Here is a 17,358-nt window from a genome sequence, read left to right on the forward strand (position 1 = left end):
GCAGAAAAATCTTGTAGAGTAAGTTCTTGCCGAAACGTTAAACCGACGCCCAACCATGCCCCTCCCCCAGCTTCGCCGGGTGTACCGGCCACAACATCAATCCGAAAACCGATCGCCCGACGGGAAACCAAAACGTCGCTGGAATCGCCGCCGCATCCTGAAAGTTGCGGGCATTGTGGTTGGCGTGGGTTTCCTGTGCGGTGTCATTGTGGTGGTTGCGGCGTTTGCCTGGTTCAGCCGTGAGCTGCCAGACCCAAACCGCATCAAAGACCGCGCGGTGGCCATCAGCACGAAAATCTATGCCCGGGATGGCTCCACGTTGCTCTACGACGTGCACGGTGATCAAAAACGTTCACTGGTTAAGCTACAAGACATCCCCGAGCACGTACGCCAAGCGACCATTGCCTTGGAGGACAAAGAATTCTACACCCACGGGGGTGTGAGCATCCGTGGGCTTATCCGCGGGGTCATTTTGGACACGTTCCGTGGCCACGCTACGGGTGGGTCAACCATCACCCAGCAGTTCATCAAGAATGCGGTGCTCACCTCGGAACGGAAAATCTCCCGCAAGCTCAAGGAGATTATTCTGGCGTACGAACTGGAGCGGAAATTTAGCAAAGACGAAATTCTGCAACTGTACTTCAACGAAATTCCGTACGGCAGCACGGTCTACGGCATTGAAGCAGCCAGCCAAACCTTCTTCCGCAAACCCGTGCAGAAGCTCTCTATTGCTGAGGGTGCGCTGCTGGCCGCTATCCCCCAAAGACCAACCTACCTCTCGCCCTACGGCAATCACATTGAGGATCTCATTGGCCGGCAGCAGTACGCCTTGCAGCAAATGAAAGACCAGGGGTACATCACCCAGGAAGAGTTGGACACCGCGCTTAAGGTGGATATGAAGAAAGCGATTCAACCCAAGTCTGAACAAATTCTGGCTCCGCACTTTGTGCTGATGGTGAAGGAGGAACTGGCTGACCGGTACGGTGAAAACCTGCTGGAGCGCGGCGGCTTACGGGTGACAACAACCCTGGATTGGAAAATGCAGCAGGCAGCAGAAAAAGCCATTACGGATATTGGGAACAAGAACGTGAAGCGATATGGCGCAAATAACGCCGCGCTTGTGGCAATTGACCCGAAAACCGGCCAGGTGAAGAGCTTGGTTGGCTCCCGCGACTACTTTGACACGAAGAATGACGGGAATGTGAATGTGGCAACCCGTGAACGCAACCCAGGCTCTTCCTTCAAACCCATTATCTACACCAGCGCATTCTTAAAAGGCTACGGCCCAGATACGCTGCTCTTCGACCTGAAAACCAACTTTGGTGGCAACCCGGCCTACGTCCCCAATAACTACGACGGCGGGGAACGCGGCCCGGTGACCATGCGCAAGGCGTTGGCCGGCTCCCTGAACATTCCCGCGGTGAAAACCCTGTACCTGGCTGGGATTCCTGACACGCTCACCCTGGCGCGGAAGCTGGGGTACACCACTCTCACCGACCCCGACCGCTACGGTCTGGCGCTCGCACTGGGCGCCGGTGGCGTGAAGCTCATTGAGCACACGAATGCGTTTGCCACCTTTGCTGCGAACGGTACGCACCGACCCATTGCAACTATTTTGAAGGTGGAGGATAAGAACGGAAAAGTCCTGGAGCAATTCAAAGACCGGCCCACGGAAGCAGTGGACAAAGATGTGGTTGCCAAACTCCTCAGCGTCCTCACGGACAATGAGGCACGTAGCTTCATCTTCGGCTCACGCTCGCAGTTGATTCTGCCAGACCGTACGGTGTTTGCGAAGACTGGCACCACGAACGATTGGCGTGATGGCTGGACCATGGGTGGTACACCGTCCCTGGTGGCTGGGGTGTGGGTGGGGAATAATGACAATTCGAAAATGGCCAAGGGTGCAGATGGGTCTTTTGTGGCGGCGCCGGCGTGGAATGCCTTTTTACGAGCAGCGCTGAAGGGCACGAAGGCAGAAGGCTACCCCAAACCGCCTGAGAATAAAGCCACCAAACCCGTGCTCCAAGGGAAACTCACCGCGGATGTGCCAATTGCCATTGACCGCGTTACGGGCCTCCGGATTCCAGATGCTTGCCTCACTACCTACCCCGCGGATTTTCAAACCACAACCACAGTGAAAGAGGTGCACGAAATTCTCTACTACGTGCAGAAGAGCGACCCGCAAGGTGCTGTGCCAACGAATGCTGCGGCTGATCCGCAGTTCACCCGCTGGGAAGAGCCCGTGCAGCGCTGGGCGAAGACCAAAGGGTACGTCGCAACGGCACCTGGGCTGGGTGATTGCAGCCTGCGTGACCCCGGCGCCGCACCCACGGTTACCATCAACACCCCCACGCTCAATCAAACCGTTACCACATCACCCCTGCCGGTGAGCGTCAGTACGGGTGGACCTCGGCCGGCCACAAAAGTCACGTACACAGTTGACGGGAAAGTCTTGGGTGAAGTTGCAGTTGGGCCAGACTTCGCCGCGAGTTTGGATCTTACGGGTTTTGAGAGTGGCTTCCACACGTTGGCCGCAATCGTCACTGACAACGTTGAAAATACTGGCACGAGCAGTATTACCTTCAATTACCTTTTGCCCTAACTCAAGCACACGATCTTCGAGCCTTTTACTGGAATCATCACTTGGAGTTGGATGCACTTGAGATGCCTGATGTGCTGAAAAGTGTCATTGAGTCAGCTTGAGTGAATGGGGAAGACAAAGATGTGTCGGAAACTGGTACAAACTATTGCTTGAGGAATGTAAGCGAGTGTTTGTAAATTAAATCACCCCGTACCAACTTCTGTTGATACGGGGGAAAAGACCAATGCATAGAAGATACTAAGACTATTCGTTGCAGACGACTACGAAGCAACACCGCTGAGCCCAAGGAACGTCAGCCGAGGAACAGCGCAACTTCACGCCGTCCTCGTTAGCATAAACATAGACCCGAGACGGGTTGCCGAAACGCCTCACAACAGGACCGATAAGACCGACACGGGGGTTCTTTGCCAACTGTTCGGACGTATACCACTTGCGGATATAGGTCTCCACTTCGGCTCTGGAGGGCTGGCGGCACTTCATCTCGGTAGCCTTTGTGAGAACCTCGTCGTCTATCGGACCATGGTCGAACTCCAGCTCGCGGAAAGGTACCTGCTTCTTGCCAGTCTGGATTTCCGGGAAATCCTTGATAGTCAAATCACCGACGTGGGCGTAGCGACTTTCATCAATCTCTTTCCATTGAGGTTCGTCGTAGTCAACTACCTCAATGGTGGGTGTGGTCATGGAATTTTCCATGGCGTTTTCCTCCTAATATAAAGTATTGGTACACATCATCCAGACCAGTCGCTTGTAGACCAGGTGGAATATTTTGCCAGATTTTAAGAACAGTCTTCTCGCAACCTAACAACGTAGGTTTTTACAGAAGGCTGTTCTTAAACGGAGTGCCAGTTTCTTTACTTGATTTCTATACTTATTAAAGTGCAGACGTGACAAACAAACCTATCATTTATGGATGGGTTTGTCAAGCCCACGGGGGTGGAGGCTGCACGATCCCCGTGAATGTCCTATCTACATGAGTTGCTAAAAAGTAAAAACTTTTTCCCTATTTTCTTACGCTGAAAGATTCGATCTTCGCCTAAGGGTTCAAGAGGTTGTTCTTGGGAACATGTTTTCCAGGTGCCATCACCCCAGTGATATAGAAAAACGACCACTTGCTGGTCGTTTTTTCTTTGTCTTGTACTTACTGCCGAATGGGCATGAGGAGGTATCGGTACGTTGCCTGACCCTTCCCTGTTTGCTTTGGCAAAATGAGACCAGGACCTTTTTCATCGTTCAATTCCAGAAGGCACTCTTCGGTCTGCAAAGCATTCACTCCATCCAAAAGGTACCGCCAGTTAAAGACGATGCTCCCGCCTTTGCCTTGCACCTGTACATCAAGATCGGTTTCACTGGTACCCACCTGCGCATTGGCAGCATTCAGGTGTAGTTGCTTGCCGTCGGTATCGTACGTGAGCGTCACATCGTTAATCCCTGCTTTGCAGAAGAGGCTCACTTGGCGTACCACTTTTGCAAAAGCGGAGGTTTCAACCGTGCAGCTGGTGGTGAAACTCTCAGGAATAATTTGGGTGTAGTCTGGGAACTGTCCCTCAATGAGCCGCGACACCAGCTCCGTATCACCAACCACGAAACTCACCTGGCTTTCACTCAGACGAATCACCACATCATCAGTTTCCGGGAGGATGCGGTTTAGCTCTTGCATGGTGCGGCTGGGGAGAATCACACTCTGCTCTTCTTTGCTGGTGGGAAGCGGGATGGTGACCTCTGCCAGGCGGAAGCTATCTGTTGCCGCCAGGGTGAGTACTTGGCCCTGCAAGCGCATGAATACCCCATTCAACTCTGGACGAGCATCATCTGCCGCGACCGCAAAAACGACTTGATTTAAAGCGGTTTTACACACTTTTGCCGGAAGGACGATGGATACCCCACCCTGCACCTTTGGAATGACTGGAAAATCTTCGGCAGGTAATCCTTTGAGTACAGTTTTGGAAGCGCTGCTGGAAATATGGAGATCGGCTTCTTGTAAGGCGCAGGTAACATTCCCTGACCCAAGGAGACTAAGGTACTCATGGAGTAAACGCGCTTGCACGGTAAAACTCCCTGGTACTTCCACTTTTCCACGGACGTGGGTGGTCATGCCAATTTCTAAATTTGTGGTACTGAGGGTAATACCATCCGCTTCAGCGGTGATGAGAAGATTTTTTAGGATTGGAAGAGTAGTTGTCTTCCCAGTAATGTGGCTCACTGCATTGAGGGCTGTGGTTAAGTTCTCCTGGGTGCAAGTAAATTTCATATATAGAGAGAAAGAGAAGAAGAGAGTAGAGGTTGGGGAAAAGTGGATAGCTTTTTGAAAGAGGAAAATGTGTTACCTGGGTTGTGTATGTATCGCGAGAAAACTTTTAGGTTTGGTGTGTGACTTGTGGGTAGTGTGTGCGGACGAATTGGGGAAAGAATTTTCATCCACATTTTTCTTTTTTCATGCACACGTCATCCACAAGAACTTCACGTGTTATACAATCGCTGGCGAATGAGTTTTACATCCTGCTGCATTTTTTGGTCCTCCTTAATTTGCTTGGAGACTTTATCAACGGCGTGCATGGCAGTGGTATGGTCTCGGCCACCAAGTTCCTCACCAATCGTTGGGAAAGACGCGTGAATTTCTTCCCGCATGAGGAACATGACGAGTTGGCGTGGCCGCACAAGCTCCTGGCGCCGGCTTTGGCTCAGCAAATCAGAGACTTTAATATCGTAGTACTGGCAAACCGCGCCAATGAGCTGCTTGGGTGTTACCGCGTGCTGGCGCTTCACCTCAGCCGCCTGTGCCACCGAGGACAGCACTTCTTTAATACTCGTGAGGGTTGGTGGGTCATTCCGCAAGCGCTGGATAGCAATAATGCGGTTCAACGCGCCTTCTAGTTCCCGAACATTGTTTTGTATTACAGTGCCAATGTAGTTGAGGATTTCATCACTCAGTGGGAATTTTCGGTCCGAACACTTTGACCGGAGAATGGCAATGCGGGTTTCAAGGTCGGGCTCTTGGACATCAGCGATCATTCCCCACTCAAATCTGGACAGCAGCCGAGACTCCAAAGCGGCGATGGCTTTGGGTGGCCGGTCAGAGGAGAGGATGATTTGCTTGTTCTGTTGGTGGAGTGCGTTGAAGGTGTGGAAGAATTCTTCCTGCGTTCCCTCTTTCGCGGTGAAGAATTGGACATCGTCAACCAGCAGGAGGTCAGCGGAGCGCCAGTGCTCGCGGAATTGCACCATGGTGCCTTTGAAGATGGCTTGGATGAAGTCATTCGTGAATTGCTCACTGCTGACGTACAGCACTTTTGCTTTGGGGTTGCGCTTCAGGGCGTCGTTGCCAATGGCGTGCATGAGGTGGGTTTTCCCTAAACCTGCCCCGCCGTAGACGAAGAGGGGGTTGTACACTTCACCCGGTTTTTCTGCACAGGTCATGGCTGCTGCCTGGGCAAGTTCGTTTCCTTTTCCCACGATGAAGCTGGTGAAGGTGTATTTGGGGTTCAGGCCGGTTTTTTGGGAAACTTTTGCTGGCATGTCGCCTGCCGGTGGGGTTGCACTGTCAATTGACGGGGAAAGCGCGTCGGCGGGCGCGGCTTTCATGCTTTCTACCCGGTAGGTCACTTCCGTGATAGCGTTTTGGGTCAAATGCTGGAGGGCCTGGAGGATATGCGTGTGGTACTTCTTCTCCAGCCACTCTTTGGCAAAGGCGGTGGGGACGGCAACCAGGACTTTACCTTGTTCGTACGCGCTAATGAAGGTATTGCGGAACCAGGTGGTGAAATTTGCCTTACTTAAATGCAGCTCTAGTTCGCCTAAAGTTGCTTGCCACAGTTGTTCATTAGATAGCTCAGCCATTAATTTTTTGGCTAATATTAGCGGTTTTTTGATAATACCATAAAACTGCCTGTGGAAAAACCCCCAGAAAGTGCATGCCTGGGGAATAACCTGTGGATTGCCTATGGATAACTTTTCCTCCCCTGTTTAGGCCTTTGACTGGGAACGAAAGGGTTGGTACACTGCTCGTACTCCTTACTTTTGATAGGTTTTGTATGCCCAAGCGAACGTACCAACCCAAGAAGCGCCGCCGCGCCCGCGTGCATGGCTTTCTTAAGCGTCAGCGCTCAGCAACCGGGAAAACCGTCCTCCGCCGCCGCCGCCGGAAGGGTCGGGCTCGGATTGCGGTGTAAACGCTCATGCTCCCCCGCCCGCGCCGTCTCCATCGTGAACGGGACATTCTGCGGGTTCTGCGCACCGGCCCACGGAAGCAAGGCCGGTTGGTGCAGCTAGTGGTTACCCCAAGCGCGCACGTCGTCAGTCGAGCAACTGTCGTGGTGGCAAAATCCGTCCATAAACGTGCGGTTGTCCGTAACCAAGTGCGCCGCCGCCTCCAAGCGCTGCTCCCAACGTTCCTCCCCCGCACACCAGAGGCAATTGATGTGCTGGTTCGTGCACTCCCCGCGTCCGCGACTGCCACCTCCGCCACTTTTCGCACCGAACTCACCGCCCTTTGGCCAACCCATGCTCCACGTCTCTCACCTCGTGCGTCGCAGCCTCATCGGCGCCATCCGCGTGTACCAGCGCGTCCTCTCGCCCGACCATAGCTGGTTGCGCTACCGGCGCCTGACCCGCGCCTGCCGGTACGAGCCAACCTGCTCCATGTACGCCATCACCGCAATTGAACGATTTGGCGTTTTCCATGGGAGCTGGCTAACCTTGAAGCGACTGAGCCGGTGCACGCCCTTCCATACCGGCGGCTACGATCCTTGCCCTGACGCAACTCCCACGCCTCACCATCACCCCCTTCACTCGTAATTTGCTCCTATGGAAATCTTCGTCCACATTCTGTACAACCCACTCTTCAATGGTTTGATGTTCCTCTACCGTTACGTGGGCGACTTAGGTGTGGCGATTATTCTCCTGACCATTCTCATTAAACTCATCCTTTTCATCCCCTCGCTGTCCGCCATTCGAAGCCAGCAGAAAATGCAGGAAATTCAGCCGAAGATGAAGGAGCTGCAAGCAAAGTATAAGGACAACAAAGAGGAGCTTTCACGGCAGCTCATGGGTTTCTACAAGCAGCACAAGGTGAATCCTTTTTCCTCGTGCTTGCCACTTCTCATCCAACTCCCCATCCTCATTGCGCTCTACCGGGTGTTCTTCTCTGGGATCATGGTGGATCCTGCCACCGGCATTTTTTCAGCGGATCAGCTAAGCCACCTCTACCCCGCGCTCCGTGGTTTTTTTGAGGGGTTACACATTGATATCATGTTCCTGAATTTTGTGAACCTGACTGCCAAGCACAACATTATTCTAGCTGCGCTCGCCGCAGGCGCGCAGTTCTGGCAGAGCTGGATGATGCAAGCCAAGCGTCCACCCAAGGTGCCAGGCGCGAAGGATGAGGACACGGCTGCGCTGGTCAACCGGAACATGATGTACCTCCTGCCGGTCATGACCTTTATCTTTGGCTACCAATTCCCAGCCGGGCTGGCACTGTACTGGTTAGCCTCAACTTTCTTCCAAGTTGCCCAGCAGTACTACTACTTCAAGTGGAAGCACACCCCGCTCTCCCCTGCCCAGCCTGAGGTGCTGCCAAAGCAGTAAGCGAAAACCTATGCGCATGGCCTGGGATCAACTGAAGCACCTACCCGTGGTCACCAAGAGTGGCCAGCACTTGGGGAAAGTGTCTGGTTTCATTTTTGATCCCGAAGGGCACAGCATTCTGCAGTACGAAGTGAAAGCCAGCATGCCTTTTGGCCGAACCTTGCTGGTTGCCGTAACTCAAGTGCTGAGCGTTACCAGTCAGCAGATGACAGTAGATGACCTCACTGGTAGCCAACCCGCGGTTGCAGAAAATGCCACGTCCGTTCCAGACGCGGCAGGGACACTGGCAGCACTGCGGGATAGTTAGCGGATTGTTGCACGGCGTTGGTCGCCGTGGAGGGATAGTTCTACCCACACTGGAACGTATGGGCCCAGGTCAGTTTTCAGTTTCTCTGCCCACTCCACAATCACCAAGGTCTTGGGTCGGCTGCACCAGTGCGCAAGGTCTAACGCCGGTAGTTCGTGTGGCCCGGCAATCCTGTACGCATCAATATGCACCACCGTGTCGTAGTCCGGGTGCTGGCAGGGGTGGATGTGCTGCAGGGTGTACGTGGGTGACGTCATGGCGCCAGCCACCTTCAAGCGTTTCCCCATTGCCTGGGTTAGGGTGGTTTTACCAGCACCTAATGGTCCAGTGAGCGCGATGACCCGTGGTTTTTTTGCCAGCACCTGAGCAGCGAGTGTTCGGAGGTCGGCAAGATTGTGGATGACGTGGGTAGACATAGTGGCACGTCGATTGTAGCACCCCGGTGGGTAAAAAAAGAGCCCCATCCAGATCTGGATGGGGCATGAGCATTAGAATCGTCGTTGCTTTTCAAACGCAACTTGGATATGTGAGTACTTCACCGCAGTATCATCTGTATTCCAAGACGTATTCACGAAAGCGCACTGTACGCACTCGCGTGCCGTTGAATCACTTGCGCTGGTTTTCGCTAGCCGAAGTCGTCGAGAGAATTCATTTCGGCAAGCTGCGTAGTAGTTTTCTGGAGTCCCGTACAGTTCGTGCACAAGCAGCAACATTTCCGGTTCCGGGGTAAAGGTTGCGAAGATCTGCACCTCCTCGGCTGCGGCGGTTTTTGCCGTGTAGTGCGTACCTTCAGTGCTGGGTGTCCATAGAAATTCAACATCGTGGACCACATGCGCCGTACCGTTTTGCAGAAGCAGTAGGTTGTCTTTGTGCAGTGGGAGCACCATGAAAAGCGGAAGTATGAGCACGCAAACCGTCAACGGTATATTCACAAAGCATGCGATGCTGAAGATTTTTCTCGTTTTCCCCATGCCGCTTCGAAGCGGGAGAAGTGTGAACATGGCGAAAATGATAGAAGGCAAGACCGCTAGAGTGCTGAACACTTGCGCTCGCCAATTCCACTCTGGGTACCAGCTCCCCATCACACCACAGAATGCCATTAGCCACAGCACCAAGGTAATCACCGAGGCAATTCTGGCAGAACGTGCAAGATGCGTTCCTTCCATATAGACTCCTATTTTTTGGTTGTTAGATGGCGATTTCTTTTCAGGCAACCTTATCGCAGTAATGAGGGGTTGTCAATGTGATGATTGGTATATAGAAAACCCCGCCTGGTGAAGGGCGGGGTAGTACTTATTTGAGCGTTGTTTTGAAAGTGACTACAATATCTGAGTTTCGGACAAGCTCTTCGTTCGTGTTCCAAGACAGATTTGCAAAGGCGCAGAAAACACAGGCCGCACTTGAGCTATCCGTCGTCAGCAGCCTTGCATCGCGCAGGCGTTTTAATGTTGAAAGCTCGCATGCGGTATAGTATTCTTCTGAGGAACGGTACGTTTCGCGCAGGCGTAGAGCGGCACCTGGCTTTGGCGAGAACGTTACGGTAATATCACCATCTTCTACCCTGGTGATATGCGGTTCGTAATATATTCCTGTGTAACTTGGCACCCAAAGGATAGAGGTGCTCTTCACAATCGTCGTTTTCCCGTCTTTCTCAATAAGTAGTTCGCCAGTTTCTGCCGGGATGACGACTAGTAGAGGGAGAAGTGTAAAAAGTACCAAGAACGCCGCATTCACGTAGCAGGTAATCTCCACCACTCTTTTCAATCGAGAGCACGTTTCAAAGTACACAGTGAATGCGGTTCCGGCAATCAGTATCAGGAATAGGCCGTACATGAGAAAGGTAAAATTCGTATTGAAATTCCAAGCAGGGTACCACCTAAGAAATGTCGCTCCACCAAGGAGCACCCATGAAGTGATTCCGAGCACGCAAGCTAGCCTTGCTCTCGTAGAAATTTTTATGTTTTCCACGTCTCCTCCAAGTTTTTAAGGTTTTAATTTTCAGGTACGTTACCACCCAAGAAAGAGCATGTCAAATTAAAACCCCGCCTGGTGAAGGACGGGGTTGTTGAGAGAGTTGCACACGTGCTATTTGCACGGGTCGTCGGAGTATTCCTCATACTCAAGTGAGAAATCAACAATAGTCTTTTTTTGAGTTCGGACCCTTACATTCTTTACTGTAATCCACTGCGTTTCGTTTTCATACACGGTTAACGTGTAGATCCCAGCAGGGATATTGGCCAGAATATAACCGCCAAGGGAATCAGATTCCGCGCGGAATTCTTGGTCGTTGATTTGGATCACGAGACCAATGAGTGGTTCTCGCCCAAATGCACCCTGGCAAAGACCCTCGATACTGCCAAAGCTTCCAGAATCTGAATCAGTACCTTCTAAAGGCCAAAACCCTACAATGTCTGCGGTTCGACGAAAACCGAAATGTATTTCACCATCGGTTGTTGCTTCATTCATCTGGATTTTGACATGCGTCGTGGAATCAGGCTTTACAATAACGTACGGAACTTTTTTCGTGCACCAACCGGCCAGTTGTGCGGTTAGTGAGTATCTCCCCGGCGGCACATTGAGCATTTCAAACGTACCATTGATATCTGCTTGGCAACCCAGTGTCGTTCTGTCAATCTGCACAATAGCGTAGGGTACACCACCTCCACCATGCTTGTTGTAGACTTTGCCGGTGATTGAGCCAAAGGCAGTAGCGGTAGCTGGTTGATAGCCAATTATCCAGGTTAGTACGAACGCAATAATTATTTCCGTTCCAAAGTTTGCAATTCGTTTTTGCATGAACATGTCTTCCTCCTGTTTTAACAGTTTTTAGACGAATAAATACTTCTTAATCATGGATGAGGCGCACCGCTGCCTGGCCATGACCACTTTTGTATGCCCATTCATTAATCCCCTCGGTATCAAAAACATGTGCCCAGGCAAAGGTCGGGTCATTGTTGTCCTGTGTCGATGACCAGTACCGACCGGTGGGTTCATACTCTCCCGCATCACTAAAACCGCCAATAATGGCACGGTTTTCATACATCACTCTGAGTTCGGATCTTGTGGGAAGACGGAATTCTACAGTTACACTAGGCACTTCGTCTGGGATGCGGAAGGATCCATCAAGATGATCTAACCCGTTGAAGTGAGTAGCGTAGGACATTGCTGCTTCCCATTCCATGGTAGAAGGGAGATCAACTGGGAGTACGTAGAACAGCTTGCCAGTTTCCGGAGAAATGCCAGCGATGATCGTCCCATCTGATACTTTACTGCCTATACTGCCGGCAGATACGAACTGGAAACTCGTCGCCCAGGTTAGCGTGAACGCAATGAAAACGATAGTCCGAAAGTCCGTTATTCGCTTTTTAATGTGCATGTGTTCCTCCTCTTTGCACAGATTTTCTGCTTCTTTCAATGCAGACTAGCTTAAGCCCAAGACACAGATTCGTCAAATAAGAAAACCCCGCTTGTGCTAGGCGGGGTTGGTAATAAAGTTACATTTTTTAGTATTAGTCGCACGGACCGTCACTGCCCTCTTGGTAACGCTCGGTTGAGAACTGCACAACGGTCATTCTTTGCGCCCGAACTTCCACGCCTTTTACCAGCAGTCCGGGCAGCCCAGGCATAGACGCGTAAATTGTGTAGATTCCAGGCGGTATGTTTTCCAGAGCGTACCAGCCGCTCGAATCGGTTACTGCGCTACATGCCTGGCCGTCAATTTGCACGGTGAGACCTTCGATTTTGTCTCTACCCCAAGCATTGCTACAGCGGCCCTGGATTCCGCCAGCATTTTCCGTAGTAGGAACTGCTAGTGGCCAAAATTCCTCAAAAATCATTGCAATGAGGCGAGGACGGAGGTGCGCCACCATTCCGTCCACAATTTCCTCAAGCCGAATTTCAACGTAAGTGGTGTTATAGGGTGACACAACGACGTTTGGAATATGCGCTGTTCGCCAGCCCTGCAATTGTGCTGTGATTGAGTACGTCCCCGGCTCAACGCTGGGAAATTCATACTCACCTCTGCAATTAGCCTGGCAACTTATTTGCATTCCATCAATACACATGAGCGGAAAGGCCACAGACCCATTCGTACTTTTGTTAATTAGCCTGCCCTTAATTTTGCCAAATGTGTCGGCGACCGCAGGTTGGTAGCCAGATACCCAAGTCAGCGCGAACGCAACAAGCGCGGAAGTCGTAACATTTGTTACTCGGTTTTGAATGAACATGTATTCCTCCGGTTCAACAGAATAGTTTTTCTTTTAATGCAGACTAGCATAATCCCAAGGCGGAGATTCGTCAATAATAATAAAAACCCCGCTTGTGCTAGGCGGGGTTTCAAAGTGCGGTTTACTCGCTAATGCGCAGCGGCGCTCGGTTGTCGGAGTTTGCCGTAACCCCAGTTTCCATAACCGAGTCCTCCAGTAAGAACTCAACTTGAGTGGTAGTCCCGGCCTGCACAATGACGTTGGTAGCGTGCGCTGAGCAGTATCCCGTCAAACTCCCTCGTAGGGAGTATATTCCGGGCGGCACTCGACGGATTTGGTACACGCCGTCGGCATTGGCCTGGGCGCCCATAGGGGTGCCGTCAATTTCTGCAATAGCAAATGCAATAGCCCGATTTCTTTGGTAGTACAAGATACGACCACCAATAACCCCAAAAATTGCAGTGCTGTCATTCCAGCTTTGTGGTCTGGACAACGGATCTTCCAGGGCAATGTCTACCCGAATTACCTTTGCCGTGACTTCGAAAGTATGGACAATGGTTGGCATGAAGCCATCCAGTTTCGCAGTGAGCTTGTGCATTCCTGGTGGAACGTGGTCAAGGACGTACCAGCCAGTGGAGTCGGTCTGGGTTTCCAGCGCCGTGCTGTCTACTCGGACAGTGACCTGGGCAAGAGGTGCTGCACCCCTGTCTTTGCGAACGACCTTTCCGGTGATTGTGCCATAGGTTTCTGCAGACGTGGTTTGGTAGCCAACCACCCAGGTCAGGACGAGCGTAAGTAGGACGGTAATCTTGTAGCTCACTGTTCGTTGTTTTATGAACATTGTTTCCTCCGTGTGTGATGTTTTTCCGTTTTGATTCACCCCAGCTTAAACCTGGATACAGGGGAAGTCAATGAACGTCCAACCAGCCCCCCAGACCTCAGCCCTTGACGCATTGGCTGGGATCTTGTACTTTCAAAGACTTGGCTACGCCAGGTGCATTTATGGAATCCACCCCCTTGCAGCAAACCATAGACCTTGTGAAAAAAGCCCAGCGCGTGCTGGTGTGCTTGCCGCGCGTGCTTTCTACCGATGCGGTAGCAGCCGGTGTGGCGCTCCACGCTGCCCTGAGCAAGCAAGGGAAGCAGGTTCGGGTTGTGGCTACGGATATCACCCTCCCGGCCACCCACGCCTTTCTGCCCAAGACCGGAGACATTTCCTCAGAGCTGAATAGCCTGCGGAAGTTTGTGATTACGGTGGATACTGCCAAGGCGCCGGTGGCAGAATTGAGCTACGACGTGGTGGGTGATAAGCTCAACATTTTTTTGACTCCCAAGCACGGCGCGTATGAATCAAAGGATGTGCAGCTGGCGCCCATGCCACCCAGCTACGATTGCGTCATTACTCTGGACTGCCAAGACTACGATGATCTGGGCCGGCTGTTTGAAGAGAACGCAGACTTCTTCTACGCCACGCCGGTCATCAACATTGACCACAGCCCAGCCAATCAGCACTTTGGTCAGGTGAACCTGGTGGACCTGGTGGCGACCTCCGTGTGCGAAATGATGTATGACATTTTGAAAACTCTGGACGAGCGCCTGATTACCGAGGATGTGGCAACCGCACTGCTCGCTGGTATCATTGCCAAGACCAAGAGCTTCCAAACTGCCACGGTTACGCCCAAGGCGTTGACCGTCGCATCTGCGCTGATGGCCGTGGGCGCGCGGCGGGATGAAATTATTCGCAACCTGTTCCAGACCAAGTCGCTGGCCGTCATGAAACTCTGGGGCCGCGCCTTGGCCCGTCTCCGCGTGTCCGACGATGGCCGGCTGGTGTGGGCCGTGCTGAACCGCGCGGACTTTGAACGCGCAGGCGCCAATCCCGACTCTCTCCCCGGCATTTTGGATGAGCTGATGGTGAATACCCCTGATGCGAGCATTATGGCCGTGGTGTACGAAGACCCGGCCGGTGGCGTCACCGTGCTGGTGCAAACCCACCGGACTATTCATGCGGGCAAACTCTTTGCCCAGCAGCAGCCCACGTCCATGGGGCATGTGGTGTCCTGGCATGTGGACGGCACCATTGCCGATGCCGAGACGAAGCTGATGCTGGCTCTGGAGTCGTTGCCAAAAGTGAGCGCCAGCTAACTCTGAGAATTGTTGATTTGATAGTAGAACATAGGTTTTCACAATGTGGGCTTTATGCGGAGCTGTTGATTTTACGAGAAAGTTTTTTGGATCGTAGGCCGTACGTATTAACAAAATCCTAATGTAATGATACGCTACTTTGTTAGTTGTACATTCACAAACCTGATGCATTGACGCATCCATACTGGATGCTTAGCAATGTTATCGCAAAACCTAAAGGAGATAACACCATGAAAAATCCCGTGACCACATCCACCATTGAGGAGGTCGACTACGACGACCCTCAATGGAAGAAGATTAATGAAAGTCGCTACGCCTACGTTGGCGATGTGACTATCAAGGACTATCACGAGACCCAAATCGGCAAGAAGTCAGTTGTTTTCCGTGAACTTAGGTTCGATCATAAGTTCACAGACCACGAGGTATTGGCGAAGGTGGCCAAATTGAAGTGCCGTCTGCCCTCTAGAGCCGAGGCGGAGACGTACATCCGTCGGCGCTATACGCCCGAACAGTTGGCGAAGAACCCCCGTATCGCCCTTGTTGGTCCTGCGGTGAAGCTTCACGGCCTCTTGGGTCGGGCCTTCGTCCGTGCTGACGAGGATGGCGTGCAGTTGTCTAGGCGCTGGCCTGACGATCCTTGGCTTCAGCGGTGCCGCGTCGTCGTCCGCAAGTAGTCCTCATACCTTCGGTCATTTTTTGATCGGAGGTATATTTTTACCCACGTGTAGGTGTTGGGCGAAGTAGTAGCCGATCTCTCATGCGCCCTGCTATACTAGGCTCATGGACGAAGACCATGGGCACATTCAGGTTGCATCCGAAGAAGCGCAGGAGAAATTCCGTGACAAGCTGACGGAAATTCAACTGAAGGAGAAAGAGCAGCTGGCAGCCAAAAGCGCGCAGAGCCTGGGCTTGGGGTACATTAACCTCAAGGGTTTTCCCATTGGCCCAGAGGTGCTCATTCTGATTCCCGAAACCGTTGCCCGAGATTTACGGGTGATTATTTTCTTTGCCCAGCGGGGCGAAATTCGGGTTGGCTGTGTGGACCCCATGAACGAGCACGTGCTGGCGTTGTTGGAAGCCTTGCAGAGTGAGCGTCACTCCAATGTGATTCCCTACGTCATCTCGCAGCACAGTTTTGACATGGCGATTCAGCTGTACGCGGCGGTGCCAAAAATTCGGCAGTTTGTGAGTGGCGTACAGGTGAGCGCGCAAGATATTGCAACTTTTGAAAAAGAGCTGACCACCATTCAGGACGTGGACGCAAAGCTGAAACAGGTGAATCTGACGCAGGTCATTACCCTGCTCATTGCCGGGGCAATTATTAGCCGCGCGTCAGATATTCACATTGAAGCGGAGGAGAAGGATGTGAAAATTCGTTATCGCATTGACGGCGTGCTGCACGACATTGCGCACCTGCCCGTTGCAGACTGGAAGAAAGTCATTTCCCGCATCAAACTCCTCAGTCACCTGAAGCTCAACATTACGGTCAAACCCCAAGACGGTCGCTTTACCATTGCCCTGGAGAAGGAGACGATTGACGTGCGTGTTTCCACCCTCCCAACCGCGTATGGCGAAAGCGTCGTGATGCGCTTACTGCGCTCTTCGTCCGTGGGGTTGAAGTTGGCTGACCTGGGTATGCGGGAAAACACCCTGAAGATTGTGGAAAAGCAAATTCAGCGGCCAACCGGGATGCTCCTCACCACCGGTCCCACCGGGTCTGGGAAAACCACGGCGCTGTACGCGTTCCTCACGTTGCTCAACACGCCGGAGAGCAACATCATTACCATGGAGAACCCAATTGAATATCACTTGGCTGGGATTAACCAGAGCCAGGTGGATGAAGAGCAGGGGTATACCTTTGCGAAAGGCTTGAAGTCCATTCTCCGCCAAGACCCAGACGTGGTCATGGTGGGTGAAATCCGGGACGGCGAAACTGCGGACATTGCGGTGAATGCGGCGCTCACTGGTCACTTGGTGCTCAGCACCTTGCACACCAACGATGCGGCCGGGGCAATCCCCCGCCTGCTGGCCTTGGGGGTCAAGCCATTTTTACTCGCCCCAGCACTCAATGCGGTCATGGCGCAGCGTTTGGTTCGCCGGCTGTGCCAAACCTGCCGAAAGGAAATGACCTTGGACGCTGAGACCTTGCAACGGGTGAAAGAGCTGCTCCAAACCATTCCGCCCGCCAGTGGGGAGAAGGTGGATTTGGAAAATCTCCATTTCTTCCAAGCTGTGGGGTGTGAGACATGCCACGGTATTGGGTACAAGGGGCAGATTGGGATTTACGAAATCATCACCATGAATGCAGACGTGGAAAAGGTCATTCTGGCCAGCCAAGTATCTGAATATGAAATGCGGGAAATTGGCCGAAAGCACGGCATGGTCACCATGGTGCAGGATGGGCTGCTGAAAGCCGTGGAAGGCATAACCACGGTGGATGAAGTATTCAAAGTTACTGAATAAGAAAATTCTATGCGAAGAAGTCCTGAAAGAGGTCACCCTCAAGAGCTGGAGCAAAC

Annotated in this window: 19 protein-coding genes; 9 read left to right on the top strand and 10 right to left on the bottom strand. The window is 52.3% G+C overall.

The window, feature by feature from the left end; all coding sequences use genetic code 11:
• Positions 1–55: 55 nt before the first annotated feature.
• Positions 56–2,602, top strand: coding sequence for a transglycosylase domain-containing protein (locus tag WCV85_04930; GenBank protein MFA6474198.1), 2,547 nt, complete (start codon positions 56–58; stop codon positions 2,600–2,602).
• A gap of 243 nt (positions 2,603–2,845) precedes the next feature.
• Here the strand turns inward: WCV85_04930 and WCV85_04935 are convergent, their stop codons facing one another.
• The 3 genes from WCV85_04935 to dnaA form a co-directional block, all read right to left on the bottom strand.
• The gene (locus tag WCV85_04935) at positions 2,846–3,295 is read right to left on the bottom strand and encodes a hypothetical protein (protein ID MFA6474199.1); all 450 of its coding nucleotides are present in this window, start codon (positions 3,293–3,295) and stop codon (positions 2,846–2,848) included.
• Between the two features lie 445 nt (positions 3,296–3,740).
• A complete protein-coding gene (gene dnaN, locus WCV85_04940; protein MFA6474200.1) occupies positions 3,741–4,850 on the bottom strand; it encodes a DNA polymerase III subunit beta in 1,110 nt (369 codons plus the stop codon).
• 209 nt (positions 4,851–5,059) lie between these two features.
• On the bottom strand, positions 5,060–6,436 hold the full coding sequence (dnaA, locus tag WCV85_04945; protein ID MFA6474201.1) for a chromosomal replication initiator protein DnaA: 1,377 nt from the start codon (positions 6,434–6,436) through the stop codon (positions 5,060–5,062).
• A gap of 194 nt (positions 6,437–6,630) precedes the next feature.
• On the opposite strand from dnaA, the gene rpmH reads away from it, so the two are divergent.
• Genes rpmH through WCV85_04970 form a run of 5 tightly spaced genes read left to right on the top strand, consistent with a single transcriptional unit; the run spans position 6,631 to position 8,489 of the window.
• Positions 6,631–6,768, top strand: a complete 138-nt coding sequence (gene rpmH, locus WCV85_04950; GenBank protein MFA6474202.1) for a 50S ribosomal protein L34 — start codon at positions 6,631–6,633, stop codon at positions 6,766–6,768.
• Between the two features lie 6 nt (positions 6,769–6,774).
• Complete coding sequence (gene rnpA, locus WCV85_04955; protein MFA6474203.1) at positions 6,775–7,182, top strand: ribonuclease P protein component; 408 nt, start codon at positions 6,775–6,777, stop codon at positions 7,180–7,182.
• Entirely contained in the window at positions 7,100–7,393 is a 294-nt protein-coding gene (gene yidD, locus WCV85_04960) for a membrane protein insertion efficiency factor YidD (GenBank protein ID MFA6474204.1), read from the top strand. Before rnpA ends, yidD begins: the two co-directional genes overlap by 83 nt.
• A gap of 9 nt (positions 7,394–7,402) precedes the next feature.
• A complete protein-coding gene (locus WCV85_04965; protein MFA6474205.1) occupies positions 7,403–8,182 on the top strand; it encodes a YidC/Oxa1 family membrane protein insertase in 780 nt (259 codons plus the stop codon).
• A gap of 10 nt (positions 8,183–8,192) precedes the next feature.
• Positions 8,193–8,489, top strand: a complete 297-nt coding sequence (locus tag WCV85_04970; GenBank protein ID MFA6474206.1) for a PRC-barrel domain-containing protein — start codon at positions 8,193–8,195, stop codon at positions 8,487–8,489.
• Here the strand turns inward: WCV85_04970 and tsaE are convergent.
• From tsaE to WCV85_05005, 7 genes are all read right to left on the bottom strand, one after another.
• On the bottom strand, positions 8,486–8,905 hold the full coding sequence (gene tsaE, locus WCV85_04975; protein MFA6474207.1) for a tRNA (adenosine(37)-N6)-threonylcarbamoyltransferase complex ATPase subunit type 1 TsaE: 420 nt from the start codon (positions 8,903–8,905) through the stop codon (positions 8,486–8,488). The two genes, WCV85_04970 and tsaE, sit on opposite strands and share 4 nt — an antisense overlap.
• Before the next feature lie 72 nt (positions 8,906–8,977).
• Positions 8,978–9,655, bottom strand: coding sequence for a hypothetical protein (locus WCV85_04980; GenBank protein MFA6474208.1), 678 nt, complete (start codon positions 9,653–9,655; stop codon positions 8,978–8,980).
• 127 nt (positions 9,656–9,782) lie between these two features.
• Complete coding sequence (locus WCV85_04985; protein MFA6474209.1) at positions 9,783–10,322, bottom strand: hypothetical protein; 540 nt, start codon at positions 10,320–10,322, stop codon at positions 9,783–9,785.
• A 252-nt stretch (positions 10,323–10,574) separates the two neighbouring features.
• Positions 10,575–11,285, bottom strand: a complete 711-nt coding sequence (locus WCV85_04990; protein MFA6474210.1) for a carboxypeptidase regulatory-like domain-containing protein — start codon at positions 11,283–11,285, stop codon at positions 10,575–10,577.
• Positions 11,286–11,334: 49 nt separating this feature from the next.
• Positions 11,335–11,865: a hypothetical protein gene (locus tag WCV85_04995; GenBank protein ID MFA6474211.1), complete on the bottom strand. Its 531-nt coding sequence runs from the start codon at positions 11,863–11,865 to the stop codon at positions 11,335–11,337.
• Between the two features lie 133 nt (positions 11,866–11,998).
• On the bottom strand, positions 11,999–12,715 hold the full coding sequence (locus tag WCV85_05000; protein MFA6474212.1) for a carboxypeptidase-like regulatory domain-containing protein: 717 nt from the start codon (positions 12,713–12,715) through the stop codon (positions 11,999–12,001).
• A gap of 121 nt (positions 12,716–12,836) precedes the next feature.
• The gene (locus WCV85_05005) at positions 12,837–13,535 is read right to left on the bottom strand and encodes a carboxypeptidase-like regulatory domain-containing protein (GenBank protein MFA6474213.1); all 699 of its coding nucleotides are present in this window, start codon (positions 13,533–13,535) and stop codon (positions 12,837–12,839) included.
• A gap of 161 nt (positions 13,536–13,696) precedes the next feature.
• Between WCV85_05005 and WCV85_05010 the strand changes: the two genes are divergently transcribed.
• The 3 genes from WCV85_05010 to WCV85_05020 all read left to right on the top strand — a co-directional run bounded on the left by WCV85_05010 (position 13,697) and on the right by WCV85_05020 (position 17,302).
• A complete protein-coding gene (locus tag WCV85_05010) occupies positions 13,697–14,839 on the top strand; it encodes a DHH family phosphoesterase (GenBank protein ID MFA6474214.1) in 1,143 nt (380 codons plus the stop codon).
• A 230-nt stretch (positions 14,840–15,069) separates the two neighbouring features.
• Positions 15,070–15,513, top strand: a complete 444-nt coding sequence (locus WCV85_05015) for a hypothetical protein (GenBank protein MFA6474215.1) — start codon at positions 15,070–15,072, stop codon at positions 15,511–15,513.
• Between the two features lie 106 nt (positions 15,514–15,619).
• Entirely contained in the window at positions 15,620–17,302 is a 1,683-nt protein-coding gene (locus tag WCV85_05020; protein ID MFA6474216.1) for a GspE/PulE family protein, read from the top strand.
• Positions 17,303–17,358: the final 56 nt, after the last annotated feature.

This window comes from Patescibacteria group bacterium (assembly GCA_041665345.1).
Lineage (GTDB): Bacteria > Patescibacteriota > Patescibacteriia > PEXW01 > PEXW01 > JBAYJA01.